The sequence below is a fragment of the Kosmotoga sp. genome (assembly GCF_982836095.1).
The window spans coordinates 38,902-40,856 of sequence record NZ_CEYIHJ010000001.1; the positions used below are offsets into that span (position 1 = coordinate 38,902).

Below are 1,955 nucleotides of genomic sequence, written 5' to 3' on the forward strand. Positions count from 1 at the left end.
TGAAGAAGTCTCGGACAAAGCTGAACTCAGCTTACGCATTGCCCAGGAAATGGAAGAGAACTTCAATGCGTTTCTAAAAAAATACGATTCGCGAGTAGATGAAGTTGATCAGCGTTTGGCAGAACTTTCGATGAAATTGGATTCGATAGAAAAAGCGGTGAAAAACATTGAGGTAAATATAAATGATATTACCAATGAGATTTCCGAACATGGCACGAGGATAACAAAACTTGAGTCTGAGCTGGAAAAAGCAGACCTTGTTGAAATGAAAGACATGGTGAAAACCAATAACAGCGAGCTCAATAGATTGAGCAAAGACATTGACAGTATAAATTCGCAAATGAGAATATACATGATATCGTTGTTACTCGTTGGAATACTTGCCACAATTGGAATTTTCATAAAGTAGAGCAGTAGAGCATATTCAATTACGAACCTTTTATTTTTTCGAAAAGTAGGTTCACCAGATAATTTCTGTTGGTTTTTGTAACGGTAATAAGGGTTGTATCTTCTATCTTAAGCAGTGATTTAATAAACTCATTTTCTCTCTTTTGTATGACACACAGAAAGAATCGCGATTTCAGGAGGAGGTTTTTAACTTCCTCCTGAAACTTTTTACAGCATAGCTCAAGAGAACCAAGCTCGTCTATTATGAGTAATTTTTCACCCGGGTCAAATTCCTCCAATTTTCGGGCCACCGAGTCAAAGCCTGTTATAACCGGTTCCATTTTTCCAGTTGAATTTCTTCTGGCGATTAAAAAACTTTGACCGCCGATTATCTTTAGAATCAACTCGCTTTTTGAAGAATCAAAAAAGGTCAAAAAACCATAACCGGGGAAATGTTGCATGAGGTTTTTCACAATGGTACTCTTACCTACACCCTTATCTCCTGTGAGAAAGATACCTTTCACTTACACTCCTCCCCAAAACCTTTTGGTAAAAAGCAAAAATCTTGTCATTGACAGTATTTGCAAAATTTCTGCATGTTTCGTTCATGAACTGAAGGTACAATATTTTTGGTATCATAGTTTCAGTAATTTTCCTTATCTTTTATACGTTACCACAACTAAGAAAGGCAATTTAACATGAAAACCTTAATTCTATATTTCAGTGGTACTGGGAACACTTATTTTATTGCGGATTTAATCCATAAAAGACTTGTTGAAGAACGCATTAATACAGACATTGAGTCTGTAGAAATTTTTTCGCCTGAGAATACGAATGAATACGATCTCCTGATTTTTGGCTTCCCGATTTACTCTTGTGATATGCCGGGATTTCTAAATGGTTTTGTGAAAAATCTCTCCATTACTAAAACAAAGGGAATTATTCTTTTTGCCACAATGGGTTTTTATGGATTTAATGCATTGTATAGAGCAAGTAAGAAATTTACAAAAGCAGGATTTGTGCCACTGCTGACAGAAGAGATAAAATTACCTGGTTCTGATGGCTTACTGTTCATAAAAAAAGAATCCCGTTTTGCAAACAAAATTCTTTCGAAGGATTACAGGAAGCTGCCATCGATAAAAAAAGCCGTGGAGAATATCGTAAATAAAGTTTTAGAAATCAAGAATGCAAATCCCTTGAACTCAGAAGATGCGAACATTCCTTTGTTTAACGTGTGGGCTTTCCCTGTGGAATTTGGATTAAAAATCGCATATCCGGCCATTGAAAACTTGCTAAAAAGGAAATTTTGGGTGAATGATAGATGCACAAAGTGCGGAATTTGCATTGAGGTATGCCCTGCAAAAAACATACATTTAAAAAATGATAAAGTTGCTTTCTCAGACAACTGCTATTCGTGCCTTCGCTGTGTTCACCAATGCCCTGAAGAGGCGATACAGATCGGGAGATTCACGATGAGCAGTTTAAGATGGAAAGGGCCAGATCAAGGCTTCAATCCGTATAAGATGCTCAAGAAAAGTAGTATAAGTGAGTTATAAGCAAAGAGTTTC

The 1,955-nt window shown here is 36.5% G+C and carries 3 protein-coding genes; 2 read left to right on the forward strand and 1 reads right to left on the reverse strand.

The window, feature by feature from the left end:
• Window positions 1-409, forward strand: a 409-nt coding sequence (locus AC3LHT_RS00235; RefSeq protein ID WP_488661627.1) for a hypothetical protein, incomplete at its 5' end; no start/stop codon positions are given.
• Between the two features lie 19 nt (window positions 410-428).
• On the opposite strand, the gene AC3LHT_RS00240 is transcribed toward AC3LHT_RS00235, so the two are convergent.
• Complete coding sequence (locus tag AC3LHT_RS00240; RefSeq protein WP_488661628.1) at window positions 429-911, reverse strand: nucleoside-triphosphatase; 483 nt, start codon at window positions 909-911, stop codon at window positions 429-431.
• Window positions 912-1,085: 174 nt separating this feature from the next.
• On the opposite strand from AC3LHT_RS00240, the gene AC3LHT_RS00245 reads away from it, so the two are divergent.
• Entirely contained in the window at window positions 1,086-1,943 is an 858-nt protein-coding gene (locus AC3LHT_RS00245) for an EFR1 family ferrodoxin (RefSeq protein WP_488661629.1), read from the forward strand.
• The last annotated feature ends 12 nt before the right edge of the window (window positions 1,944-1,955 follow it).

Excerpts from the sequence above, each read along its gene's own strand:
- AC3LHT_RS00245 (WP_488661629.1), top strand. The coding sequence starts at position 1,086 with ATGAAAACCTTAATTCTATATTTCAGTGGTACTGGGAACACTTATTTT.